The sequence below is a fragment of the Bradyrhizobium sp. USDA 4452 genome (assembly GCF_054063575.1).
The window spans coordinates 2,818,753-2,843,873 of sequence record NZ_JBSSGK010000001.1; the positions used below are offsets into that span (position 1 = coordinate 2,818,753).

Annotated in this window: 21 protein-coding genes; 7 read left to right on the top strand and 14 right to left on the bottom strand. The window is 65.2% G+C overall.

What is annotated here, in order from left to right:
• Positions 1–19: 19 nt before the first annotated feature.
• The 8 genes from ACVISU_RS13495 to ACVISU_RS13530 all read right to left on the bottom strand — a co-directional run bounded on the left by ACVISU_RS13495 (position 20) and on the right by ACVISU_RS13530 (position 8,469).
• The gene (locus ACVISU_RS13495; RefSeq protein WP_456707264.1) at positions 20–793 is read right to left on the bottom strand and encodes an enoyl-CoA hydratase-related protein; all 774 of its coding nucleotides are present in this window, start codon (positions 791–793) and stop codon (positions 20–22) included.
• 12 nt (positions 794–805) lie between these two features.
• Positions 806–1,816: an NAD(P)H-dependent flavin oxidoreductase gene (locus ACVISU_RS13500; RefSeq protein WP_050402595.1), complete on the bottom strand. Its 1,011-nt coding sequence runs from the start codon at positions 1,814–1,816 to the stop codon at positions 806–808.
• Between the two features lie 21 nt (positions 1,817–1,837).
• Positions 1,838–3,025 carry an acetyl-CoA C-acyltransferase gene (locus tag ACVISU_RS13505; RefSeq protein WP_244069180.1) on the bottom strand — a complete coding sequence of 396 codons (1,188 nt, stop codon included), beginning with the start codon at positions 3,023–3,025 and terminating at the stop codon, positions 1,838–1,840.
• Positions 3,026–3,042: 17 nt separating this feature from the next.
• Positions 3,043–4,173: an acyl-CoA dehydrogenase family protein gene (locus ACVISU_RS13510; RefSeq protein ID WP_456707265.1), complete on the bottom strand. Its 1,131-nt coding sequence runs from the start codon at positions 4,171–4,173 to the stop codon at positions 3,043–3,045.
• Between the two features lie 73 nt (positions 4,174–4,246).
• The gene (locus tag ACVISU_RS13515) at positions 4,247–5,428 is read right to left on the bottom strand and encodes an acyl-CoA dehydrogenase family protein (RefSeq protein WP_456707266.1); all 1,182 of its coding nucleotides are present in this window, start codon (positions 5,426–5,428) and stop codon (positions 4,247–4,249) included.
• Positions 5,429–5,440: 12 nt separating this feature from the next.
• Complete coding sequence (locus tag ACVISU_RS13520) at positions 5,441–6,178, bottom strand: SDR family oxidoreductase (protein ID WP_050402599.1); 738 nt, start codon at positions 6,176–6,178, stop codon at positions 5,441–5,443.
• A 51-nt stretch (positions 6,179–6,229) separates the two neighbouring features.
• Entirely contained in the window at positions 6,230–7,777 is a 1,548-nt protein-coding gene (locus ACVISU_RS13525) for a class I adenylate-forming enzyme family protein (protein WP_456707267.1), read from the bottom strand.
• A gap of 53 nt (positions 7,778–7,830) precedes the next feature.
• Entirely contained in the window at positions 7,831–8,469 is a 639-nt protein-coding gene (locus ACVISU_RS13530) for a DsbA family protein (RefSeq protein ID WP_456707268.1), read from the bottom strand.
• A 204-nt stretch (positions 8,470–8,673) separates the two neighbouring features.
• Between ACVISU_RS13530 and ACVISU_RS13535 the strand changes: the two genes are divergently transcribed.
• Positions 8,674–9,186 carry a winged helix-turn-helix transcriptional regulator gene (locus ACVISU_RS13535; protein ID WP_050402602.1) on the top strand — a complete coding sequence of 171 codons (513 nt, stop codon included), beginning with the start codon at positions 8,674–8,676 and terminating at the stop codon, positions 9,184–9,186.
• 6 nt (positions 9,187–9,192) lie between these two features.
• Here the strand turns inward: ACVISU_RS13535 and ACVISU_RS13540 are convergent, their stop codons facing one another.
• Positions 9,193–10,233 (bottom strand): alpha/beta fold hydrolase, encoded by a 1,041-nt coding sequence (locus ACVISU_RS13540; protein WP_456707269.1) that lies wholly within the window; start codon positions 10,231–10,233, stop codon positions 9,193–9,195.
• Positions 10,234–10,384: 151 nt separating this feature from the next.
• On the bottom strand, positions 10,385–12,706 hold the full coding sequence (locus ACVISU_RS13545) for a molybdopterin guanine dinucleotide-containing S/N-oxide reductase (protein ID WP_456707270.1): 2,322 nt from the start codon (positions 12,704–12,706) through the stop codon (positions 10,385–10,387).
• Between the two features lie 450 nt (positions 12,707–13,156).
• Here ACVISU_RS13545 and ACVISU_RS13550 point away from each other — a divergent pair, with 450 nt between their 5' ends.
• The 3 genes from ACVISU_RS13550 (at position 13,157) to ACVISU_RS13560 (ending at position 14,705) form a co-directional block, all read left to right on the top strand.
• A complete protein-coding gene (locus ACVISU_RS13550; RefSeq protein WP_456707271.1) occupies positions 13,157–13,816 on the top strand; it encodes a hypothetical protein in 660 nt (219 codons plus the stop codon).
• Positions 13,813–14,079: an HGGxSTG domain-containing protein gene (locus ACVISU_RS13555; protein ID WP_456707272.1), complete on the top strand. Its 267-nt coding sequence runs from the start codon at positions 13,813–13,815 to the stop codon at positions 14,077–14,079. Before ACVISU_RS13550 ends, ACVISU_RS13555 begins: the two co-directional genes overlap by 4 nt.
• A 146-nt stretch (positions 14,080–14,225) precedes the next feature.
• Entirely contained in the window at positions 14,226–14,705 is a 480-nt protein-coding gene (locus tag ACVISU_RS13560) for a hypothetical protein (RefSeq protein WP_456707273.1), read from the top strand.
• Positions 14,706–14,727: 22 nt separating this feature from the next.
• On the opposite strand, the gene ACVISU_RS13565 is transcribed toward ACVISU_RS13560, so the two are convergent.
• Both ACVISU_RS13565 and ACVISU_RS13570 read right to left on the bottom strand, forming a co-directional pair.
• Positions 14,728–14,982 carry a hypothetical protein gene (locus ACVISU_RS13565; protein WP_456707274.1) on the bottom strand — a complete coding sequence of 85 codons (255 nt, stop codon included), beginning with the start codon at positions 14,980–14,982 and terminating at the stop codon, positions 14,728–14,730.
• Between the two features lie 221 nt (positions 14,983–15,203).
• Positions 15,204–17,987, bottom strand: a complete 2,784-nt coding sequence (locus ACVISU_RS13570; RefSeq protein ID WP_456707275.1) for a UPF0182 family membrane protein — start codon at positions 17,985–17,987, stop codon at positions 15,204–15,206.
• 293 nt (positions 17,988–18,280) lie between these two features.
• Between ACVISU_RS13570 and fabF the strand changes: the two genes are divergently transcribed.
• Positions 18,281–19,543, top strand: a complete 1,263-nt coding sequence (gene fabF, locus ACVISU_RS13575) for a beta-ketoacyl-ACP synthase II (RefSeq protein WP_456707276.1) — start codon at positions 18,281–18,283, stop codon at positions 19,541–19,543.
• Between the two features lie 57 nt (positions 19,544–19,600).
• Here the strand turns inward: fabF and ACVISU_RS13580 are convergent, their stop codons facing one another.
• Positions 19,601–20,206 (bottom strand): TetR/AcrR family transcriptional regulator, encoded by a 606-nt coding sequence (locus tag ACVISU_RS13580; protein WP_456707277.1) that lies wholly within the window; start codon positions 20,204–20,206, stop codon positions 19,601–19,603.
• Between the two features lie 93 nt (positions 20,207–20,299).
• Between ACVISU_RS13580 and ACVISU_RS13585 the strand changes: the two genes are divergently transcribed.
• Positions 20,300–21,595: an MFS transporter gene (locus ACVISU_RS13585; RefSeq protein ID WP_456707278.1), complete on the top strand. Its 1,296-nt coding sequence runs from the start codon at positions 20,300–20,302 to the stop codon at positions 21,593–21,595.
• Between the two features lie 379 nt (positions 21,596–21,974).
• Positions 21,975–24,284: a tetratricopeptide repeat protein gene (locus tag ACVISU_RS13590; protein WP_456707279.1), complete on the top strand. Its 2,310-nt coding sequence runs from the start codon at positions 21,975–21,977 to the stop codon at positions 24,282–24,284.
• A 167-nt stretch (positions 24,285–24,451) separates the two neighbouring features.
• Here the strand turns inward: ACVISU_RS13590 and ACVISU_RS13595 are convergent, their stop codons facing one another.
• Positions 24,452–25,099 (bottom strand): filamentous hemagglutinin family protein, encoded by a 648-nt coding sequence (locus ACVISU_RS13595; protein ID WP_456707280.1) that lies wholly within the window; start codon positions 25,097–25,099, stop codon positions 24,452–24,454.
• Positions 25,100–25,121 lie beyond the last annotated feature (22 nt).

Here is a 25,121-nt window from a genome sequence, read left to right on the forward strand (position 1 = left end):
CCGTGGATCCCACTGTCGGTCAGGCCGACAGCTTGGTGAAATCCGGCTGTCGCCGCTCGGCGAATGCGGCAAAGGCCTCGCGCGCCTCGGGCGTCGTCAGCCGCTGCTTGAACAGCACGCCTTCTTCGGCAATCTGCGCTGCGATCCGCTGCTGCTCGCGCATCAGCTGCTTGGTCATGCCGAGCGAACCCGCCGGCCGCTTGGTCAATGCGATCGCCGCGTCATGGGCTTTCTTGCGCAGATCAGCCAGCGGCACCACGGCGTTGGCAAGGCCGGATGCCAGCGCTCCCTGCGCGTCCATCGGCTCGCCGAGCGCGAACATCGCATAGGCGCGCGCGTGCCCGATCCTCAAGGGAAGCAGCCAGCTCGATGCCGCTTCCGGCACCAGCGCCAGGTTGACGAAGGGCGTGATCAGCCGCGCACTCTCGGCGAGATAGACGAGGTCGCAGTGCAGCAGCATGGTGGTGCCGATGCCGACCGCATTGCCCTGCACGGCCGCGACCAGCGGCTTGCCGACCTTGCTGATGGTCTCGATGAAGCGATGCGCGGGGCTATCGACCGCGCTCTCGCCGCGCGCCTGGCTCGCGAAATCGGCCAGGTCGTTGCCTGCTGTGAAGCTGTCGCCGTCGCCCTGGAACAGGATCACGCGGACGGCTGGATCCGCCTCGGCCTGCTTCAACGCGTTCGACATCGCGTCATACATCGCGCCGGTGAGCGCATTCTTCTTCTCGGGCCGCTGCAAGGTCAGCGTCATGACGCCGGCGGCGACATCCACTTTGACATGCTCGGTCATGGCACTCTCCCGTCAGGCGACCGCGCGGGCCGCCGTGGTTTCGAACCTGCCGTCGAGGAAGCCGGTCAGCCGTTGCCGGATGATCGCTTCGGCCTCGCTCATGATGCGATCGATCAGCTCCTTGACGGTCGGAATGTCGTGGATCAAGCCGACCACCATGCCGCAGCTCCAGGCCCCGGCATCCATCTCGCCGTCGATCATCACTTTCGGGTAGACGCCGGCGACCTGCTCGTGGATGTCCTCGATCTTCAGCTTGGCGCCCTTCTCCCGCTCGATCTCGAGCAGTTCGTCGACGCCCTTGTTCTTCAGCACCCGTTCGGTGTTGCGCAGCGCACGCATCACAAGGCGGGTGTCGAGCTCGTCGGCATCGAGCAGCGCCTGCTTCACATTGGCATGGACCGGCGCTTCCTTGGTCGCGATGAAGCGCGTGCCCATGTTCATGCCGGACGCGCCCATCGACAGCGCGGCAACGAGGCTGCGCGCATCGGCCATGCCGCCCGAGGCGACGAACGGGATCTTAAGCTCGTCCGCCGCGCGCGGCAGCAAGATCATGTTCGGGATGTCGTCCTCGCCGGGATGGCCGCCGCACTCGAAGCCGTCGACGCTGACCGCGTCGCAGCCGATCTTCTCGGCCTTCAGCGAATGCCGCACCGAGGTGCATTTGTGGATCACCTTGATGCCGGCCGCCTTCAGCGCCGGCATGTACTGCTCCGGGCTGCGGCCCGCGGTTTCCACCGCCTTGACACCGCCCTCGCGGATCGCCGCGATGTATTCCGGATAGGGCGGCGCGGTGAAGCTCGGCAGGAAGGTGAGGTTCACGCCGATCGGCTTGTCGGTCATGTCGCGGCAACGCGCGATCTCCTTGGCCAGCAGTTCCGGCGTCCGCTGAGTCAGGCCGGTGATGATGCCGAGGCCGCCGGCGTTGGACACCGCGGCCGCCATTTCAGCGAAGCCGACATAGTGCATGCCGCCCTGGATGATCGGATGCTGGATGCCGAACAATTCAGTGATTGCTGTCTTCACAAGTCTCTCCCACGCTTCCGATCAGTGGACGATTTCAAACAGGCCGGCCGCGCCCATGCCGCCGCCGATGCACATGGTCACCACGCCGTATTTGGCCTTGCGCCGCCGGCCCTCGATCAGGAGGTGGCCGGTGAGCCGCGCGCCGGTCATGCCATAGGGATGGCCGATCGCGATCGACCCGCCGTTGACGTTGAGCTTGTCCGGATCGATGCCGAGCTTGTCGCGGCAATAGATCACCTGCACCGCATAGGCCTCGTTGAGCTCCCAGAGATCGATATCGTCGATCTTCAGATTGTGCCGCTTCAACAGCCGCGGGATCGCCGCGACCGGGCCGACGCCCATCTCGTCCGGCTCGACGCCGGCGGCGACGAAGCCGCGGAAGATGCCGAGCGGCTTCAGCCCCTTCTGCGCGGCGATCTTGTCGCTCATGATCACGCAGGCCGAGGCGCCGTCCGAGAGTTGGCTGGCATTGCCGGCGCTGATGGTCTTGCCCTCGAACACCGGCTTGATTTTTGCCAGACCGTCCGCGGTGGTGTCGGGACGTGGACCCTCATCCTTGGCCAGCGTCACCTGCTGGAAGCTCACTTCCTTGGTGTCCTTGTTGACCACGGCCATCTTGGTCGTGAACGGCACGATCTCGTCGTTGAAGCGGCCGCCCTGCAGCGCGGCGCCGACGCGGCGCTGGCACTCGAGGCTGTACTCGTCCTGCTTGTCGCGGCCGATCCCGTAACGCTCGGCGACGACCTCCGCCGTCTCCAGCATCGACATGTACATCTCGGGCTTCATCGCCATCAGCTCGTCGTCGACGGCATGGAACCGATTCATGTGCTCGTTCTGCACCAGGCTGATCGACTCGATGCCGCCGCCGATCGCGATCTCGACGCCATCGAGCATCACTGACCGTGCCGCGACCGCGATCGCCTGCAGACCGGAAGCGCATTGCCGGTCGATGGTGGTGCCGGCAACCGTGACCGGAAGCCCTGCGCGGATCGCGCCCTTGCGCGCGACGTTCATCACCATGGTGCCCTGCTGCATGGCGCAGCCCATCACCACGTCCTCGACCTCGCCGGGCGCGATGCCGGCGCGCTTGACGGCCTCGGCCATCACATGGCCGGCGAGGGTCGGGCCGTCGGTGTTGTTGAGCGCGCCGCGATAGGCCTTGCCGACGCCGGTGCGCGCGGTGGAAACGATGACTGCATCCTGTGACATGCTTAGCCTCTCTGATTTTAAGCGGCCGCGTCGAGCTGCGCGTAGCGCAGCACGTGGTAGGCGGGATCGCCGAACTGGATGTTGATGGAGGAAATCCGCTTGAAGTAGTGGCCGACATTGAGCTCATCGGTCATGCCCATGCCGCCATGCAGCTGCACCGCCTGGTCGGCCACGAACTTGCCGGCATAACCGATCTTGGACTTTGCGCCGGAAGCCAGCCGGGAAATCCCGGCGTCATCATCGGCAAGGCTGAGCGAGAGATGCTGCATCAGGGACAGCGCCTCCTGATGCGCGATGAACATGTCGACCATCCGGTGCTGCAGCACCTGGAAGCTGCCGATCGTGACGCCGAACTGCTTGCGCGTCTTGGAGTAGTCGAGGGTTGCGTCGTTCAACTCGCCGATCGCGCCGACTGCCTCGGCACAGAGCGCGCCGATGGCGCGGTTGCGGCAGGCTTCCAGCGCGGCAACGCCGTCGCCCTCCTTGCCGAGCAGCTCGCCGCGCACACCGCGCAGGTTGATCTCGGCCGCCCGGCGGCCATCGATCGTCCTGAAGCTCTGCAAATCGAGATTGGCGGCGTGGCGATCGATCACGAACAGGCTGACGCCGCCGCGATCGTGGCGATGACCCGAGGTGCGCGCGGAGACGATCAGATAATCCGCCCAGGGCGCGGCCATCACCGCCGTCTTCTCGCCGGTGAGGACGTAGCCGTCACCGTCGCGGCGCGCCGTGGTGGTAGCGGTAGCAAGATCGAACCGCGAGCCCTTCTCGGACCAAGCGAGGGCCCACAGCTTCGATCCCGCGATGATGTCCGCAATGAAGGCCTGCCTCTGCGCGTCGGACCCTGCCTGCTCGAGCAGGCCACCCGCAACCACGACGGCCTCGACGAAGGGCTCGACCACGAGATGCCGGCCGAACTCCTGCATGATGATCATGGTCGACAGCGGACCGCCGCCGAGGCCGCCCACGGCTTCCGAGAATGGCGCGGCGAGCAGGCCGAGCTCGGCGAATTCGGCCCAATGCTTGCGGCTGAAGCCGTCTTCGCTCGCGACGATCCTGCGGCGCGCATCGAAATCATACCGGTCGCGCAGCAGCCGCTGCACGCTGGACCGCAACAATTCCTGCTCTTCCGTGAACTGGATATCCATCCGATCCTCTGTCGTGCCGCTGTCGCCAAAGCGCAATGTGATGCGCTGCGAGTCCTTGTTTGAGCATCATGCTCTAGAGTCCAAGCACCGCCTTCGCGATGATGTTGCGCTGGATCTCGTTCGATCCGCCGTAGATCGAGAGCTTGCGCGAGTTGAGATATTTCTCCGATGCCGTATGGCCGTAGTCCGGCCCCGGCATGAAGTGATTGGCGCTGGCCGGCTGCTCGCGGATCGCAAGGCCGTAATTGCCGATCGCTCGATGCGTCAGCTCGGTGATATCCTGGAAAATCTCGGTGCCGCGGATCTTGAACAGCGATGCCGCCGGTCCCGGGTCGATGCCGCGCGCCATCTGCGCGACGACCCGCAGCTCGGTCGCCTCCAGCGCCAGCACGTCGAGCTCGACGCGGGCGATATCCCTGATGAATTCCAGATGCGCGGGATCGTCTTCCGGGATCTCGGCCTTAACGATCTTCTTCAGCCGCTCGATGTAGCGCGTCGAGCGGCCGATGCCGGCCATGCTGGTTCGCTCATTGCCGAGCAGGAATTTGGCGTAGGTCCAGCCCTTGTTTTCCTCGCCGATCAGGTTCTCTGCGGGGACACGGACGTTCTCCAGGAAGACGTCGTTGACCTCGTGCGAGCCGTCGATGGTGATGATCGGGCGGACCGTCACACCTGGCGACTTCATGTCGATCAGGAGGAACGAAATGCCGGACTGCGGCTTCGCGGTAGGATCGGTGCGGACCAGGCAGAAGATCCAGTCGGCGTGCTGCGCCAGCGTGGTCCAGGTCTTGTGGCCGTTGACGATGTAGTAGTCGCCGTCGCGCACCGCCTTGGTGCGGACGGTGGCGAGATCAGAACCGGAGCCCGGCTCCGAATAACCCTGGCACCACCAGTCCTCGCCGGACAGGATACGCGGCAAGAATTTTGCCTTCTGCGCCGCGTTGCCGAACGTGTAGATGACGGGGCCGACCATGGTGACGCTGAACGCCAGCGGCGGCATCGTGCCGGCGCGCGTCGTCTCCTGCTCGAAGATGAAGCGGCGGGTGATCGACCAGCCGGGCCCGCCATATTCCTTGGGCCAGAGCGGTGCGATCCAGCCTTTCCTGTGCAGGATGCGATGCCAGAGCAGCATCTGCTCCTTGGAGAGGTCGGTCTCCGGATTGGGGACGCGCATCTCCGCCGGATAGTTGTCCTTGATGAAGGCGCGGACTTCGTCGCGAAACGCCGCGTCTTCAGGGGATAGCGCGAGCTCCATCTGTGATGCTCCCTACCACTTCTCGCCGAAGGGCCGGATTTCCAGCTCGAAGGTCCAGGCGCTCTTCGGCTGCTGGTAGAGCTGCCAGTAGGACGTCGCGACCGAAGCGGGCGGCATCAGCAAATCGGGATTGTCGAGCGCGTTCGGACCGAGCGCCTCGATGCGGCGCTGCCGCACCCATTCGGTGTCGACGCCGGAGTCGATGATCAGATGCGCGACATGGATGTTCTTCGGACCAAGCTCGCGCGCCATCGCCTGCGCCACGGCGCGCAGGCCGAACTTGGCGCTGGCAAAGGCGGCATAGCCGCTGCCGCCGCGCAGCGAGGCGGTGGCGCCTGTGAAGAAGATGTTGCCCTCGCCGCGCGGCAGCATCAGCCGCGCCGCCTCGCGCCCCGCCAGGAAGCCGGAGTAGCAGGCCATCTCCCAGACCTTGCGGAACACGCGTTCGGTGGTCTCCAGGATCGGGAAATTGACGTTGGCGCCGATGTTGAAGATGCAGACCTCCAGCGGCGCATGCTTGTCGGCGTCGTTGAGGAAGGCCGTGATCTCCTCCTCCTTGCGCGCATCGAGCGAGCGCGCATGGATCTCGCCGCCGGCGGCCTCGATCTCCTTGACCAGCGGCGCCAGCTTGTCGCCATTGCGGCGGCCGGCGAAGATCGTAAAACCTTCGGAGGCGAACTTCTTGGCGATCTCGCCGCCGATGAAATCACCGGCACCAATGACGGCCACCGTCTTGTTTCTCTTCTGCATGGTGTACTCCGGTCGAATTTGAGTGAACTGGCTTGCGGTGACGGCCCAGCTTCAGCTGCGCAGCGACTCCGCGAGCTTGTGCTTCAGCAGCTTGCCCGTCGACGTCGCGGGCAGCGCGTCCATCAGGATAATCTCGGACGGGCGCTTGTACGAGGTGAGTTGCGGAGCAATATGGGCCATCAGGTCCTGCACGGTGGCGGTCGAACCCTTGATCAGCTGCACGAAAGCGACGACTTCCTCATTGCCCTCGACCGGCCGGCCGACCACGGCGCACTGCACAACGGCATCATGCGTGCTCAGCACCGCCTCGATCTCTGCCGGATAGACGTTGAACCCGGAGCGGATGATCATCTCCTTGGTGCGTCCGACGATATAGAGGACGTCATTGTCGAAGCGGGCCAGGTCGCCGGTATTGAACCAGCCGTCGGAATCGATCGCCTTGGCGGTCAGATCGGGCGCGCGGTAATAGCCGCGCATCACGTTCGGGCCGCGAACATGCAGCTCGCCGACCTCGCCCGGTGCAACCGGCCTGAGGTCGCGGCCGACCAGCTTTGCCTCGAGGCCCGGCATCACAGTGCCGACCGCGTGGTCGGCCCGCGGGTTGTCGGGCCGCACGCCGGAGATACCGGGCGAGCATTCGGTGATGCCGTAGCCGTTGAGCAGCGGCAGCCCGAGCTCCTGCTCGACCCGGGATTTGAGCTCAAGGTCGAGCGGCGCACCGGCCACCGAGATCACCCGCAACCGGCCGCGATCGAGCTTGGGCAGGCCGGCGTTGCGTCGGTATTCGAGCAGGCGCTGATAGGTAGCGGGCACGCCGTTCAGGATCGTGATGCCCTCTTCAGCCATCGCCTTGACCAGCGCGGCCGGATCGTACTTGGCGACCAGCCGCACCGTGGCGCCCACCATCAGGGTCATGGTCAGCAGCGAGATGCCGACGATATGCGAGATCGGCAGCACGCAATACTGCACGTCGTCGGCCGCCATCTTGCGGAAGCCCGCGGTGCCCCGGGCGCTGAACAGCAGATTGCGATGGGTCAGCATCACGCCCTTCGGCGTGCCCGTGGTGCCGGACGTGTAGATCAGGACTGCGACCTGGTTGGCGCCATCGGCCTCGACCGGCTCGGCCGTGGTCGCAAGATTCAGGCCGGTGACGGCGACGCCACGAAGCGGGCCGACATCCTGCACGGCAGCCTCGTAGCGCGCGGCATGGGCGGCCGCTTCCTGCGACACATCGGCGGTCAGCAACACGCGCCGGGCGCCGCTGTGATCCCTGATCTGATCCAGCTCCCGCGCTGACAGCCGCGGATTGACCACGATCGACCAGACATCGAGTCGGCTCGCCGCCAGCAGCAGGCACGCGAGCGGAATCGAATTCTCGCTCACGATCATCATGCGGTCGCCGGCTCGGATGCCGAGCGCCTGCAGCGCCTCGGCGACACGACTGACCGTTCGATCGAGCTCGCGATAGGTCAGCTGCCCCTTGTCGTCGATCAGCGCCGGGTGATCCGGCGTCGCCGTCACGTGATGATCGATCACCTCGTGGATGCGGTTGGGCAAGCCTTCGACACTTCCTTCGATAATCCGGATCGGCGCCTGCACTGAAACCTCCCTGTCGCTGCCCTTTGGGCTTGTTGTGTTGAGGACTTTTCCGCTCAAGCAGTCTTGCGCTGCCTCTCAGCCAACTGCGCGACGATCTCTTCCTCGACTTCGCGCACCTTGTCCTTGCCGAAAAAGATCTCGCTGCCGACATAGAAGGTCGGCGATCCGAACGAACCGCGCGCGACCGCGTCGCTGGTGTTGTCGATCAGCTTCTTCTTGACGTCATCTTGCTGGGCGCGGGCGATCAGACGGTCGATGTCGAGACCCGAGGACAGGAACGCTTCGCGGAACACCTGCGGGTCGTCCATCTTCTTCGGCTCGACCCACATGTGGTTGTAGGCCGCGCGGAAATAGGGCTCGAACACGCCCTCGAACTGGGCGGCCACCGCGCCGCGCATCAGCGCCAGCGTGTTGACCGGAAAGAACGGGTTCATGGTGAATTTCGTGATGTTGTGGCGGCGCAGGAAGCGCTCGGTCTCGAGCGCGTTGTATTCGGGCTTGTTCTTGATCCCGCGCAGCGACTCGCCGGGCGACATGTTGCCGGTCGCCTTGTAGACGCCGCCGAGCAGCACCGGGATGTAGTCGAACTTGACGCCGGTGCGCTTCTCGATCCCGGGCAGCGCAAGCTCGGCGAGATAGGCGTTGGGGCTTCCGAAATCGAAATGGAATTCGACCTTGAGCGGAGCAGCCATGGAACGCCCTTCCCTTCGATTGGCGGCCGCCTGTCGCCGCCGGTTGATCGTGGGCGGACCATAAGTTCTATTTTAGAACTGTCAATATGATATTTGTCATCCAATAGCCGGACGGTGGCTATCGCGCAGGCATCATATTGAAATGACGTCAGTTCTGTTTTAGAATTTTAGTTGCGATGCCGTCGCAGACCGCAGGAGACACCGATGAAATGGGATGCCCTCGAGGAGGAGCCGTGCTCGCTGGCCCGCACGGTGGCCGTGATCGGCGACCGCTGGAGCCTCTTGATCTTGCGCGAATGTTTCCTGCGCATCCGCAGGTTCGACGACTTCCAGGCATCGCTCGGCATCACGCGGCATCTGCTCGCCGACCGGCTGAAGAAGCTGGTGCGGTTCGGCGTGCTGCGAAAGATCCCCTATCAGGAGGCGCCGAAGCGCTACGAATACATCCTGACGCAGAAGGGGCTCGACCTCTATCCGATTATCATGTCGATCGTGCACTGGGGCAACGTCCACATGGTCGATGCGCGCGGCCGGCCGTTGCTGCACGAACACAAGACCTGCGGGAAGATGTTCGACCCGGTCATGGTCTGCTCGGAATGCGGCGCGCCGCTGAGCGCGAAGCACGTCCATGTGCATCCGGGCCCCGGCGCGCGGAAATCGTCGCCGGTGCACGCCAGCGCGCGGGAGCGCACCAAGCGCACCGCCGAGCAGGGCTAGATCGGGCTATTTGACCAGCGTCGCGCCGGTTTCGGGATGCTGCAGCCAGCCGAGCAGCGCGTCGTGGAAGCGCGCCGGCGCCTGGATCTGCGGCGAGTGGCCGAGGTCGGGAAATTCGATCAGCTGCGCATGCGGAATCCGCTTCGCGGCCGCCTTGCCCAGCAACGGATAATTGCCGAGCGTCTTGCGGATCTCGGGCGGCGCGGTGTCCTTGGCGATCGCGGTGGTGTCCTTGTCGCCGACGAGCAGCAGGGTCGGCGGCTTGATCTGCTCGAACTCGTAGAACACCGGCTGGGTCGCGATCATGTCGTAGAGCCGCGCCGAGCTCGACGCCACGGCGGCACGGCCTTCGCCGCGATACATGCCGGCCAGCATCTGCACCCAGGTCTCGTAGGACGGATCCCAGGTGTCGGCATAATAAGTCGCGCGCTCATAGGCGCGGATGCTGTCGGCGGTGACGCGGGTCTCGCGCTGCATCCAGCCGTCGAGGCTGAGCCACGGCACGCCCTTGGCCTTCCAGTCCTCCAGGCCGATCGGATCGACCAGCACCAGGCGGTCGGTGGCCTCGGGATACATCAGCGCGTAACGCATCGCGAGCATGCCGCCGGTCGAGTGGCCGACCATGATGGAATGTTCGATGCCGAGCGACGCCAGCAGCGCGCGGCTATTGCCGGCGAGCTGCTGGAAGGTGAATTGATAGCGTTCCGGCTTGGAGGACTTGCAGAAGCCGATCTGGTCCAGCGCGATCACGCGATAGCCGGCGCCGCTGAGCGCCTTGATGGTGCCGTCCCAGGTCGCGGCGCAGAAATTCTTGCCGTGCAGCAGCACCGCGGTCTCACCGTTCGGCGTCGCCGGCTTGACGTCGAGATAAGCCATGTCGAGCTGCTGCCCCTGCGAGCGGAAGCGGTAGTGCTCGACCGGATAGGGATAGTCGAAACCCTGCAATTCCGGCCCGTACGCCGGCTCGGCGGCGGATTGCGCCGATGCGCTGGACGAAGCGAGCGCGACGGTCGCAGCGACGGCAAGAAACAGGGTTTTCAGGTGCATCTTGGCAAATCCAGAACTCGGGGACGACTTGGTGATGCCGTAGCCGAACGGCTGGGCGCCATCCAGCGCCCCGCCGATGATTTGTTCGTGATCCCCGCGCAAACGCAACGCGTTTGTCGCGAAACCGCGTCACATTCTTCCGGCTCCTGCGTTACGCCGGATCGAACGCCCGGATCGGCGGCAGATTGCCGTTGAAACGTTCCACCTCGACGGTCGTGAGCTGGCCGGTGCAGCCCTGCGCGAAGGATGAGGTGCCGATGTCGCGGGTCAGCACGTTCGGATTGCCGTGCACGCAGAGCGGCGCGTCCTCCTCGGGGTCCATCGGGTCATACCAGGCGCCGGTCGGCAGCTGCACCACGCCGGGCGCGATGCCGTCGGTGACATGCACCGCGGCAAGGCAGGCGCCGCGCGCGTTGAAAATGCGGATGATGTCGCCCTCAGTGATGCCGCGCGCCGCCGCATCGCACGGATTCATGCGGGCGACCTCGCGGCCGCGATGCTTGGCCTCGAGCGAGTGACCGCCGAAATCGAGCTGGCTGTGCAGGCGCGTCACCGGCTGGTTGGCGACCAGGAAACACGGCGCATCCGGCGTCGGCGTATCTGATTTCTCGAGCCAGACCGGATGGCCCGGACAATCCGCATCGCCGTGATCGGCGATCTTCTGCGAGAAGATCTCGATGCGCCCACTCGGCGTCGGCAACGGCCGCGCCACCGGGTCTTCGCGAAAACGGCGCAGCGAGCCGCCGTCGTCGAGCTGCTGCGGCACCACCAGGCTGCCGCGCGCCCAGAACTCATCGAAACTGGGCGACTCGAGCCCGCGCGCGGCGAGCGCCTTGCGGGTCGGCTCGTAGAGATGCTCCAGCCACTCTCGCGACGTGCGGCCTTCGGTAAAGGGCTCGCGGGCCCCCAGCCGCTCGGCGAGATCGGCGAAGATGTCGTAGTCGTCGCGGGCGAGACCGAACGGCTCTGCGATGCGGTGCATCGCGACCATCAGGGGATCGTTGCTGGAATAGCCGATGTCCTCGCGCTCGAGCGTCATCGTCGCGGGCAGCACGATGTCGGCGTGGCGCGCGGTCGCGGTCCAGGCGAGCTCGTGCACGACCAGCGTATCTAGCCGCGCAAACGCCTTGCGCAGGCGGTTGAGGTCCTGGTGGTGGTGGAACGGATTGCCGCCGGCCCAATAGACCAGGCGGATATCCGGATAGGTGCGCGTCTCGCCATTGTAGCGATAGGTCGTGCCGGGCTTGAGCAGCATGTCGGCGATGCGCGCCACCGGAATGAAGTCGGCGACGCCGTTGCGGCCCTGCCCGAGCGTCGGCCCCGGCACCGCATTGACTCTGCGCCCGTAGTAGCCGATCGCGCCGAGCGAATAGGCGTAGCCGCCGCCGGAGAGGCCAATCTGGCCGAGCGCTGCCGCCAGCACCATGCCCATCCACACCGGCTGCTCGCCATGCTCGGCGCGCTGCAACGAATGCGACACGGTGATCAGCGCCCGCCGGCCGGGAAGCCGCCGCGCCAGCGTCCTGATCGTCGTGGCATCGATGCCGCAGATCGGCGCGGCCCAGTCGGCGCCCTTCGGCACGCCGTCGCTCTCGCCCATGAGATAGCGCAAGAACACCGGCCAGCCCTCGGTGTAGCGATCGAGGAAGGCTTGGTCGTGCAGGCCTTCGCTGACGAGGGTGTGGACGAGGCCGAGCATCAGCGCGGTGTCGGTGCCGGGGGTCGCCGTCAGCCATTCGGCGCCGGCCTCGACGGGGAGATCCTCGCGCAGCGGGCTGACCAGGATGAACTGGCAGCCGCGCCGATGCGCCGCTTGCATCGCGCCGCGCTCGACATGCTTGCTGATCGAGCCGCCGGCGACCATCGAGTTCTTCAGCGCCATGCCGCCGAACGCCAGCACGATGTCGGTCTCGGCAGCGATCTGCTCCCAGGTGACGTTGCGCTTGGTGATGTCCTCGTAGCCGGTCAGGATCTGCGGCAGCAGCACCGAGGACGCGCCAGAAGAATAGGAGTTCACCGAGCGGACGTAACCGCCGAGCGCGATGTTGAGGAAGCGATGCACCTGGCTCTGCGCGTGGTGGAAGCGGCCCGCGCTGGACCAGCCATAGGAGCCGCCGAACACCGCGCCCGGGCCGGCCGTGTCGCGAATCCGCGAAAGCTCGCCACCGAGCAGGTCGATCGCCCGCTCCCAGCTGACCGGGACGAACTCGTCGCGGCCGCGGCGATCGTCGGGTCCGGGCCCGCGCTCAAGCCAGCCGCGGCGGATCGCGGGCTTGCCAATGCGCGCCTGGTGGCGCAGCGCGCCGGGGAAGTTGTTGATGATGCCGCTCGGATCGGGATCGCCGCCATAGGGCCGGACTTCGAGGCCTTGTTGGCCGAGCCGCGCCGAGAACACGCCCCAATGCGAGGTGTGCGGCTTGAAACCATCGGACAGATCGAAGTCGGGATCGGGGAAGCCCACAATTTCGTTCATCGGGTCTCGCTCATCTCGTCTCCTTGATCCCAAGCCCCTGATCCCAGGGCCGGCGGTCAGGCCGCGTCCGGGTTGCAACGCTTCGGCCAGTATAATGATCCAGCCGGCACGCGATACCCGCCGGCGGGTTATCGCCCCGTGCCCTGCCGGCATGACTGCGCCTGGCGGCGGCGGAACTGCCGGCGGCAGGGGCGCCCACCAAAATATCGAAAACAACCCCATGCACAGTAAGCGGCCTCCCGCCGGCGTTCGAGAAAGCAACTTGACACGTCGGGCAACTCAGGGACATATTTCCAATATTCCGAAATCGTGCAAGCGCCCCCCTCGCCCGCCACAGCGGTCGCGACGATCGCGCTTGCCGCCAACCCCTCCCCACCATCGACATCGCACCGGCTGCCGCAGCGAGCAATCGCCTGCGCGCATGCCGCGCACACCCCAAGGACCATCGCCATGACGACTGCACCTGACATCGCCGTCCCGACGACCGCCGCCGCCCCCGTCCCGGCCCAGACGGCGACGCCGCGCATAAAACTCTCGCGGCGCGGCTACGCCATCGACCATCCCGACCGCAAGCTCGGCGAAGCGCTGATGGCGAACGCGCTGGGCGCCGCCGATCGCGACGCAATGGACGGCATCCTGCGGCAACTGGTCAAGGCCAGCGTGAGCGGCGGCAAGCCCTGCGAGGTCAACCTCGCCTTCATGATCTCGATGGTGAAGAGCATTGGCCCACGGGATTCCGTCGAGGCCATGCTGGTGGCGCAGATGGTGTCGGTCCATGTGATGGCGATGCGCTGCGCCCATCACCTCGCGCATGCCGACGACCTCGCCCAGCATGACAGCGCGGCGCGGGCGCTCGGCCGGCTCACCCGCACCTTTCCCGCCCAGATCGACGCGCTGAATCGTTATCGCAGCCAGCGCGAGCCCGCCATCACCGTGCAGAATGTGAAGGTGGAGGACGGCGGCAACGCTATCGTCGGCACCATCACTCAGCATGCAAGCGTGATCGTGTCGGACCAGACGCCGGCGTCCGCCGCGCGGAAGGCGCCGAAGGCCGTGCGCGGCGGGCGACGGCGCGAAGACGCAGATGGCAGGCAGGCCGCACAGGCATGAGCGATCACACCAGACAGGTCGGCCCGATGCAAGCGAGCTCGCGCTGCGGCGCCAGGACCCGCATCGGCGGCACGTGCCGCGCGCCGGCGGCGCACGGCAAGACGCGCTGCCGCATGCACGGCGGCGCACCGGGATCCGGCGCGCCAAGGGCAAACCGGAATGCGCGCAAGCATGGCCTGTTCAGCAGGGATGCGATCGCGGAGCGGAGGGAGATGCGAGCGTTGCTGGGGGAAGTGCGGAGGGTGCTGGAGGGGATGAAGTGAGTGGCTGGCGCAGGACCTGCTCCGTTTACCAACCTTTGAATCGCAGGAATTGTTACAGGATTGCCAACAACGACTGATTTAGTGCATAAGATGATGCTCGCGAAACAGGTGCCCTCATAGTGAAAAGAGCCTCTGGACCTGACCTATTGGAAACGGGAATCTACACGATTCCCGAGGTCGCTGAGCTCGTGCAAGCCCCTCAAGATGTCGTCCGGGTCTGGGTCGAAGGGCACACAGGAAAGCAGGTCGCGGTCATCGACAATCAGCTCGGCCGGGTTGCGGGCAAGGTAGCCGTCAGCTTCACCAACCTGATGGAGTTGCGGTTCGTAGCCACGTTCGCGACTGCGGGTGTCGGGTTACGCGAAATCCGCAAGATCATGGATGAGGTTAGAGAAACGCTCGAGCATCCTCATCCATTTGCTACTCACACTGTCTTTAAGACCGATGGCAAGAAGATCGTCGCGGAGATCGCCAAGCGTAATGGCGTGAGCATCTACGACCTCCGGACAAGGAACTACGAAATGCTTGCCGTCGTCATGAAGTCATTGAAGAACGACGTCGAGTACGATCCCGAAGGTGATGCGATCTGGTGGCGCCCTCGTCCTAAGATATCCGCCTTTGTGTAGGCTTTCTTAGCGACGGTTTTCTTCATAGAGGTCCCTTTCTGGCTTGCTGGCGGCCCGCATGCTGATGATGCAGACGGCTTCCACGCCATAGACCGCGAAGACCACCGCAATCACGCCGCGAATGTTGACGCCGATCGCTTGATATCGCTTGATATCGATTGATCTTGCCCTTGCGAACCAGCGCCGTGTCGAAGAACCGCTCGTTGAGATCGGCGAAATCCATCCCGTGCTTGTCGAGATTGGCGAGCCGCTTCGGTTCGTCCCAAATGATCTTCACAGTTATTTTGTAGCTACAAAATACTCCAACGTCATCCCCGCTGGGCTGTGGCACCGAACTGGTCTGGTCGCGGCTGCTTGCGAGGCGTTCCGGGCCTCATTAAAGCGCGATGAGATCAGGTTGAATCGTCGTCGCGCTTTAGCTCTTTGTTTGAGCATGATCTTTCCGGAAAACCGCTTCGCACTTTTCCGGATCATGCTTTAGCCCCCACCCCCGCGCCATCAGTGGCCGACGGAGCGTCGGTTCATCTCCTCCAGCGGCTCGCGCAGGCCGTCGAACTGGGTGCCGAACCCTTTCCAGTCTCCGGCCTTCAAGCGGTCCACCGCCTGGTTGTAGCGATCGAGCGCCTGCTGCGCCGGACTCGCCGCCCCGCCCTCAGGGGGCACCGCTTCCGTTGCGCTTGAACCCTTTGGCTCCGTAGCGGGCTCTGCGAACAACGCAGCCAGGGCATCAGCGAGCGTCTCCTTCATCACGACGTGCTCGCCATAGGCCGCGATGACGCGCTTCAGCTCCGGCAGGTGTCCAAGCTCGGCGCGCATATAGAGCGGCGAGACATAAAGGATCGAGTTCTCGATCGGGATCACCAGCAGATTCGCGCCGCGTATCACCCGCGAGCCCATCTGATTCCACAGCGTGAGCTGCTGCGAGATCTCGGTGTTCTGATTGATCCGCGCCTCGATCTGGAACGGCCCGTAGACCAGTCTGTCCTTGGGGAATTCGTAGACGATCAGCTTGCCGTAGTCGGGCGCGTCGCAGCGCGCCGCGAGCCAGGCGATCATGTTGTCGCGACGGCTCGGCACCATCGGAACCATCAGGAAGAACTCGGCCTGCGGCTCGCCGGGCAGCCGCATGATGATGTAATACGGGGTCATCACCGAGGTGCCGTCGCCGCCCGGCTGGCGCGGAAACTGCCAGAAGTCCTCGCGGTTGTAGAACGTTTCGGCCTGCTCCATATGGTAGGTCTGATACAGCCGCGCCTGGATCAGGAACAGATCCTCCGGATAGCGGATGTGCTTCTGCAGATCCGCCGGCATCGCCGGGAACGGCTTGAACAGGCCCGGAAAGATGCGCTGATAGGTCGCCGCAATGGGATCGCGCGAATCGATCAGATAGAAATCGACCGTCCCGTTATAGGCATCGACGACGACCTTCACCGAATTTCTGATGTAGTTGAGATCGAGCCCCGGCACCGGCTGCGCCGAAGGGAAATAGGCGCTCGTGGTGTAGGCATCCTGCATCCAGAACATCCGCCCGTTGCTGATGACGAGATAAGGATCATGGTCGAGCCTGAGGAATGGCGCGATCGTGCGCACCCGTTCGGTGATGTTGCGCCGGATCATGATCCGGCTGTCGGCCGTGATGTAGCTCGAGAGAACCAGGTTGGCGTCGTTGAAGTAGTAGGCGAACAGCGTTCGCCATCCCAATGCGCCGATCGGCACGCCGCCGCTGCCGCCATAGGCCGCATAGACGTTGTCTTTGCCCTTCGGATAATCGAACTCCGGGACGCTCGCCTTGACGATGACGTAGTCGTCGCTCTCCTCGCCGAAATAGATGCGCGGTTCGGCGATCTCGGGACCGCCGTCGGCAACGGGCGGAATATCGCGCAGATAGAAGAACGGCAGTCCTTCCGTGCTCTTGCGGGTGACCGGGCTCATCACCGCGCCGTTGCCGTGCGTAAACAGCACGTGGCGGTTGACCCAGGTCTGGGCATTCGCCGGCAGCAGCGAGGCCCGCAGTTCGCGGGCCGAGAGCATCACGCTCTGATAGGCGCCGTCGAGCCAATATCGATCGACGTCGAGATCGTGGAACTTGTAGTAGGTGCGGATCTCCTGCAGCTGCGCGTAGGTATCCGACAGCGGCGGCCAGTCCCAGAGCCGGATGTTGTCGATGGTCGCCCTGTTGGCTTCCAGCGTCCTGGAGGTCAGCCGCTGTTCGGCGGCAAACGGCCTGGCTGCGATCCGGTCGAGATTGTAGGCCTGCCTGGTGAGCGCGATGTTGCGTTCGATGTAGGGCTTCTCCAGCTGCAGCTCCGTCGGCTTGACGACGAAATGCCGGAACAGCGAAGGGACGACGCTCGACAGCACGACAGAGCCGGTGCCGACCAGGATGAAGGCGGCGGCAAGCAGCCGCCAGGTGCGGACCCGCAGATTGGCCCATGCGACGAACGCCGCGACGATCGAAAGCCCGATCATCAGCCACAGCGCCGGCAGCCCCAGATGGACGTCGGTGTAGCTCGCCCCGACCACGACGCCATTGTCGCCGTAGAGCAGGAGATAGCGGTCGAGCCCATAGGACCAGGCCTTCACCGCGAACAGCAGACCTGCCAGCGCAGAGCCATGCGCGATCGCCGTCGGCGAGATCGACCGGCTGTGAAGATCGTACTCGATGTCGCCGCGGGCCCAGTAGATCGCGCCGGCAAACAGCGCGCTGAGGACGATCGCGAGCAGCATCCAGTTCTTGATCGCGAGATAGGCGGGCAGCGCAAACAGATAGAAGCCGATATCCTTGTCGTAGAGCGGATCCTCCGCGCCATAGGGCACCTGGTAGATAAACTGCAGGAAGATGTTCCAGTTATTGGCTTCGCTCGCGGCAACCGGCACGGCGAGCAGACCCGCAGCGAGCGCGATGAACCACGGCCGGGTCAATCGCTCGCGCAGTATCGCGGACGGATCGGGCGCCGCCGCGACACCGGCGACCTGCCACGGGAGGACCGGCTTCGGTCGCGGCTGCGGCATGGCGAACCGCGTCGCCAGCACGCCGTTCAACCCGAGGACGACGCTGGTCGCTGCCAGGACGGCGAAAACGACGATCGCCTTGGCGCCGATCGCGGTCAGAAAAACCTTGAGGTAGCCGATCGAGGAAAACCACAGCCAATCGACCAGGAAGTCGCTCGCGAGCGAGAGCAGGACCAGGCCAATCGCGATGACGACGGCCGCAACGATCAGCCTGACCACGCCACTCTGCCGTGGTGCCTTCCGGCCGGGTCCGGTAATCCCGATCGTCATGGCCCCATCATAGCGGAAATCAGCAACGTCCGCCGCTGGATTCGCGGTCGAGCTTGCAACGTCTGGAAATAGCGAACATTTGGCGCGCCCTTGCGGGAAGCGACCCCCTGTTTCAGCCTCGAGAGGGCCGCGTCCTGGCCGCTGGACCAACGGCGTCGAGCGGGCAGTCAATACCTTGACGTCCGGCCGGCCGAGACCATAGATGATGGATATCATATAAATCAGACCCGACGCCCCCGGCAGTCTCGAATCCCGGCCACGCCGGGTCACCCGAAGGGCGCGACAGGAGCACCATGCGTCGCATTGTCGTAACAGGCCTCGGAACGGTATCCCCGCTGGGCTGTGGCACCGAACTGGTGTGGTCGAGGCTGCTGGCGGGGCGGTCGGGGCTTGGCGCATTGCCTGATTGGGCGGCGGCGCTGCCGGGGCGGGTCGCGGGACAGGTGCCTGGCAAGGCCACCGACGCCGAGGGCGGGTTCGATCCGGATTCCGCGGCGCCGCGCAAGGACCAGAAGAAGATGGACCGGTTCATCCTGTTCGCGCTGCTGGCCGCAACCGAGGCCGTGGCGCAGGCCGGCTGGATGCCGGCGGAGGCGCAGGCGCAGGCGCGCACCGCGACCGTGATCGCATCCGGGATCGGCGGGTTTCCGGCGATCGCGGACGCCGTGCGCACCGCGGAGACGAGCGGGCTGCGCCGGCTGTCGCCGTTCACCGTTCCCTCGTTCCTCGCCAATCTCGCTGCCGGGCACGTCTCCATCCGGCACAGTTACAAGGGGCCGATCGGCGCGCCGGTGACCGCGTGCGCGGCGAGCGTGCAGGCGATCGGCGACGGCGCGCGGCTGATCCGGTCGGGCGAGGCTGATATCGCGATCTGCGGCGGCGCGGAGGCCTGCATCGAGCCGGTGGCGCTTGGCGGCTTCGCCGCGGCGCGGGCGCTGTCGACGTCGTTCAACGAGGCGCCGGCGCGGGCGTCGCGGCCGTTCGACCGCGACCGCGACGGCTTCGTGATGGGCGAAGGCGCCGGCGTGCTCGTGATCGAGGAGCTGGAGCACGCGCTGCGGCGCGGCGCGCAGCCGATCGCCGAGCTCATCGGCTACGGCACCACGGCGGACGCCTATCACATCACTGCGGGTCCCGAAGACGGCGACGGCGCGCGGCGCGCGATGGAGGCGGCGCTGCGGCAGGCCGGGCTGCCTCCTAACGAGATCCAGCATCTCAACGCCCATTCGACCTCGACGCCGATCGGCGATCTCAGCGAATTGGAGGCCATCAAGCGCGTGTTCGGGCGCGAGGGACGGATTGCCGTGAGCGCGACCAAGTCGGCGACCGGGCATCTGCTTGGCGCTGCCGGCGGCGTCGAAGCGATTTTCACGATCCTTGCGCTGCGCGACCAGATCGCGCCGCCGACGCTCAACCTGGAGCATGCCGATCCGGCCGCCGAAGGCATCGACCTCGTCGGCACCGTGGCGCGGCGAATCGCGATCGAGCACGCGATCTCGAACGGCTTCGGATTCGGCGGCGTCAACGCCAGCCTGGTGTTTCGACGCTGGTCGTGAGGCGGCGGGCCGCTCCCTAACCGCGTCAGCTCAAGCGGACTCGCGCGCTTGGGCTGCTCACCCGCCTCTCCGCTTCGCCACGCTCGCATCGATCAGGAGCTTGGCCACCGCGAGCGCCGACTGCGCCGGCCCGTCTTCAGACTGCTGGCCGGTGCTGTAGATGCCTTCGATCAGCAGCAACAGCGCATCGCCGAGCACGGCGGGCTGGCGCGCACCCATCAGGGCTGCGAGCTCGCGCAGGCGCTTGCGAAACAGCTTCTTGTGCGCCTCGGCGACCTGCCGCGCCGGATTGTCGCGCGACGGATATTCCACGGTGGCGTTGGAAAGCCCGCAGCCGCGATAGCCTTCGGCCACGGCGTTACTGGATAATATGCGGATATAGGCCAGCACGTGCTCGCGCGCATCGGAATAGGACTTTCCGCCGGGCTTCTCGAATTTCTCCCAGAAGTTCGCCTCGTAGTCGCGCATGTAGGCGCCGGCGAGATCGTCCTTGGAGGCGAAGCTGCGATAGAGGCTCGGCTTGGTGACGCCGGCGCGCTCGACCACCTCGTCGACGCCGACGGCGCGGATGCCCTCGCGATAGAACAGCTCGCTCGCGGAGGCGCGAATCCGGTCGGCGGCCCGGGCCGGGCGGTCTGCGGATGGGTCGACGGTCTTGGTCATGACGGTTCTCCGGATCCCGCCGCGCGGCGGGGCTTGACAATGTTACTGACCGGTACGTATACACGCCCATCGCAACACGTACCGGTCAGTAACATGCCAGATCCGTCCATTCAAGCCGTCCCCGCCTCGAGACGGCCGTTCGGCCAGAACTACGCCTTCGTCGTCGTCGCCGTGATCTTCCTTTCGCTGCTCGCCTCGGCCGGCCTGCGCGCGACGCCGGGCGTCTTGATGCTGCCGCTGCAGCAGGCGTTCGGCTGGGACGTCGGCGTGATCTCCTCATCGGCCGCGGTCGGCATCTTCCTCTACGGCCTCGCCGGCCCGTTCGCCGCGGCGGTGATGCAGCGCTTCGGCATCCGCCGCACCGTGCTGGGCGCGCTGGTGCTGATGTCCGTCTCGACCGGCGCCAGCTATTTCATGACGGCGCCGTGGCAATTGTTCCTGAGCTGGGGACTGCTGTCCGGCATCGGCTCGGGCGCGGTCGCCAACGTGCTCGGCGCCACCATCGTCAACCGCTGGTTCACCACCAATCGCGGCCTCGTGATGGGGCTTTTGACGGCGTCGACCGCGACCGGCACGCTGATCTTCATGCCGGGCCTCGCGGCGCTGGTGGCATGGGGCGGCTGGAAGCCGGTGGTGCTGACGGTGGCCGCCTGCTGCGCGGCGCTCGTTCCGCTGGTGTATTTTCTGGTGCCGGAGCGGCCCGCTTCGGTCGGCCTGCGCTCCTATGGCAGCCGGCACGACGATCATGTCGCGCCGCCCGCGCAGGGCAATCCGTTCGTCGCCGCGGTCTCGAACCTCGTGCGCGCGGCGAAGACGCGGGCGTTCTGGTTCCTGTTCGCCACCTTCTTCGTCTGCGGCTTCACCACCAACGGCCTGGTCGGCACCCATCTGATCGCGTTCTGCGGCGATCATGGCATCGTCGAGGTGCAGGCGGCGAGCCTGCTCGCCCTGATGGGGTTCTTCGACCTGTTCGGCACCACGCTGTCGGGCTGGCTCACCGACCGGTTCGATCCGCGCAAGCTGCTGTTCCTGTATTACGGGCTGCGCGGCCTGTCGCTGATCTATTTGCCCTACTCGGATTTCTCGCTGGTGAGCCTGTCGGTGTTCGCGGTGTTCTACGGTCTCGACTGGATCGCGACCGTGCCGCCGACCGTGCGCATCGCCAACGAGGCGTTCGGCGACAAGAACGCGCCGCTGGTGTTCGGCTGGGTGGTGGCGGGCCATCAGCTCGGCGCCGCCTGCGCCGCGTTCTTCGCCGGCTTCATGCGCTCGGCCCAGGGCGATTATCTGCAGGCCTTCATGATCGCGGGCCTCACCGGCATCGTCGCGGCCGTGCTGTCGCTGACGATCACGCGGCGGCCGGCGCAACCGGTGCTCGCCGCGGCGTGAGCATGCGCTGATTGAGAAGCAGCCCGGCCTTCCGGCGGGCGCGCAGGTCGCCCATCACGAGCGGGTGTCCGACGTCCGCCGGTTGCTTTCGAGGCAAGGAAGATATCCAGCGGCAGGCAGGCCAAGGACCACGCGTTTCGGCCCGCCTATTCCTCGAATTGTTCCTGGAAGCCGTTGCGCAATCGAGGGCGATCTGCCAGTTTTCAACCTTTCATGGACGGGCGATCCACATCGCGGGAGCAGGATCCGACATGTCTGGCAGCGTGAGGGCCAAGACCTGACGCTCAAGGCCTGAAGCTCAAGACCTGACGCTACTGACTCGCTTGTTGCAACTGCTTTTGAAAACACGGATCGGACCTGGAGCGTTTGAAGAAACCGGATGTCCGAAACAGGTGAAGCTCAAAAATCCAGTTCGAGCGCCTTGCAGCTCGCCTTCGGGCAGGCCGTCGCGCTGCATCAGCGGGGGCAGCTGGCGGCAGCGGAGAAGATCTATGAAGAGATTCTCCGACAGCAGCCAAGCAACTTCGATGCGCTGCATCTGTTGGGCCTGATTTCCGCGCAGACCGGCCGCAGCGAGCGCGGCGTCGACCTGATCCGGCGCGCCATCAGGCTCAACGGCAACGTCGCGGACGTGCACAACAACCTCGGCAACACGCTGCGCGCGTTGCGTCGCTTCGACGAAGCGCTCGCGAGCTTCGACAGGGCGGCCGCGCTTCAGCCAGACCTTGCGCCGGCGCTCTACAATCGCGGACTCACGCTCGCGGAGCTTGGACGCCACGAAGAGGCGCTCGCAAGCTACGATCGGGTGATCGCGCTGGTGCCTGACCATGCAGACGCCCATCGGAACAGGGGCGCCGCGCTGCGAAAGCTGCAGCGGCTCGCGGAGGCCCTGGCGAGCCTGGACAGGGCGCTCGCGCTCGCGCCCAACGATGCCGGTGTGCACAACGATCGTGGCAACGTGCTCAATGACCTCGAAAGGTTCGATGATGCGCTCGCGAGCTACGACCGGGCTCCGGGAATTGCCGGCGCGTGTTACAACCGCGGCAACGTGCTGACCAGGCTGGATCGTCTGGAAGAGGCGATTGCGAGCTACGACCAAGCGATCGCTTTGCGGCCCGGCTATGCCGAGGCCTACAACAACCGCGGCACGGCGCTGTTGAGGCTCAGGGATCATGAGGCGGCGCTCGCCAGCATCGACAAGGCGATCCAGCACAAGGGCGACGATGCGGCGGCCTACGCCAACCGCGGCAAGGTTCTATCCATGCTGGCGCGCTATGATGAGGCCTTCGCGGCCTTTGACAAGGCCGTCGCGCTCAAACCGGACGAGGCCGACATCGAAGGCTATCGTCTGCACGTCAAATCTCACCTTTGCGACTGGGCCGACTTTGACGCCGAATGCGACCAATTGATCGGGTCGATCAGGAATCGAAACGCGACGACACCGCCATTCATGTTTTGTAACATTCCTTCATCGGCCGCCGACCAACTGCTCTGCGCCACGCGATGGACTGCGAAGAATCATCCGCCGTCTGAAAGCCAGCGCTGGCGGGGCGAGCGCTACGATCACGATCGAATTCGGATCGGCTATTTCTCGTCGGATTTCTGCAACCACGCGACATCGGCTTTGATGGCGGGGATGTTCGAATGCCACGACCGGTCGAAATTCGAGACGGTGGCAATCTCATGGTCGCCCAACGACCCTACGGAGATGCGCCGACGGCTGGAGGCTTCGTTCGATCGATTTGTCGAGGTCCGGGACATCAAGGACGATGAGCTCGCCGACCTGATCAGGCGATTGGAGATCGACATCCTGGTCGATTTGAAAGGCTTCACCGGGGGATCCCGCACCCGAGTCCTTGGCCGCCGGCCTGCGCCGATCCAGGTCAATTATCTGGGTTACCCGGGAACACTCGGTGCCCCGTTCATCGACTACATCATCGCCGATCGTACCGTGATCCCGGATCACCATCGCGAATTCTACAGCGAAAAGGTGGTGGCCCTGCCGGGCAGCTATCAGGCCAACGACGACAAGCGCGTCATTGCCGATCGCGTGTTTACGCGCAGCGAGGTCGGGCTGGCACCGGCGGGCTTCGTGTTCTGTTGCTTCAACAACAACCACAAGATCACGCCTGACATGTTCGATCGGTGGATGAGGATCCTCGGCCGCGTCGAGGGCAGCATGTTGTGGCTGCTCGAAGGCAACGCCTACGCTGCCGCAAATCTGCGCAAGGAGGCGGTCGCGCGCGGCGTCGGAGCGGAGCGCCTTGTGTTCGCACCGCGCATGTCGTTGCCCGACCATCTCGCACGCCATCGCCTCGCCGGCCTGTTCCTCGACAGCACTCCCTACAACGCCCACACGACCACCAGCGATGCGCTATGGGCCGGCCTGCCGGTGCTGACCATTCTCGGCGACACCTTTGCCAGTCGGGTCGCAGCAAGCTTGCTCCATGCGATCGGCTTGCCCGAGCTTATTGCGGAATCGCCGGAGGCTTACGAGCGCATGGCGGTCGATCTTGCGACCGATCCCTCGAGGCTCGCGGCGCTCAAGACCAGGTTGGCGGCCAATCGGCTGACGGCGCCGTTGTTCGATACCAAACGTTTCACCCGACATATCGAGGCCGCTTACACCGCGATGCATGAGCGTCACCGTGCGGGCATGGCGCCTGACCATATCGTCGTCCCGGCGTGATCGTTGCTGCGTCCTGCCCCGCTCGGATTATCTCGCCGGTCGGCCCGTCGGCGTTCGCGATATTCTATGGTCTCGACTGGATCGCGACCGTGCCGCCGACCGTGTGCAGCTGATATCGGTCAAGTTCCTCGCGCCCGAAACAAGCATTTGATCGACCGACATCTCGACTACGGCTGCATCTGACGGCGGCGATCCGCAATCAGCTGCTTTGCTTCGTCGATCGTGATCTCCCCGGCTCCCAGCACCTGATAACCGCTGTCGGGATTTTGGCTGCGCCGCTCGCGATCGTCCTGCTTCTGATCGCGATCCGGATTCGGCGTCGAAGACCCCTCTCCCCCGCCGTAGCCGAGAACCTCGACGATCACGATCGACGGCTGGCCACTGCCCTGCTGCTGCTGCGGCGCCGCCTGTTGGGTCGCGGCCGCCGTGTTTGATGCCGTGGTCAGCGCGCCGACCGGCGGGCCCTGCACCGTCGGGATCCCGCTCGACGTGCCCTGAACCTGAATGTTCGCGGCATTGACGATTTGCAGCGCCGCGAGGTTGACGTTGCCGGAGACGCGAATGCCGGCTTCTCCCGCGTCGATGGTGCCGAGCGGCGCGATCAAATCGACATTGCCGGGCCGCACTTCCGGGATCGGGTTGAGCGTTGCGTTGCCGGCCCCGGTCGTGGGAACGCTGGGCGACAATATCACCCGTCCATAATTGTCATAGACGCGCTTCGGCGGCGTGTAGACCTGCGTCGTCTTGGAGCCGCGGCCGTCGTTGATGTCGCCCTCCGCCGACCAGGCGACGATGTCGCCGCCGAAGGTGGTCATGATGCGCGACAAGCCGAGCAAC